The organism is Bradyrhizobium sp. Kon56 (genome assembly GCF_055807635.1).
Window position 1 is genome coordinate 1 of sequence record NZ_JBVVOU010000473.1, and the last position, 261, is coordinate 261.

General features: G+C 67.4%; 1 protein-coding gene. It reads left to right on the forward strand.

All coding sequences use genetic code 11. The features are described from left to right. Positions 1–261 (forward strand): DUF3182 family protein (locus AC0L3B_RS39715; RefSeq protein ID WP_473383347.1); only part of this gene is annotated, 261 nt, incomplete at both ends.

Below are 261 nucleotides of genomic sequence, written 5' to 3' on the forward strand. Positions count from 1 at the left end.
TGAGCGTCTTCGCGCTGGAGGACGCACGGCTTGGCGCCACTCGCTTGCTCTACAGCGGGCCGATTCGCTTGAAACCCCTGTACGCCAGCGCTGGGCGCGGCCAGCAAGTCATCCGCAGCCTCGACGAATTCGACGCCCTGCTGGCGCGCCCTGAAGCCGCTGGGACCTTCAGCGCGAAGACGCTCAAGCCGTCGAGGACGACGTCGCGTACGCGCTCACTGAACAGCGGCGACCAACCCTCTGGCGCCTTGGCTTCAGGGC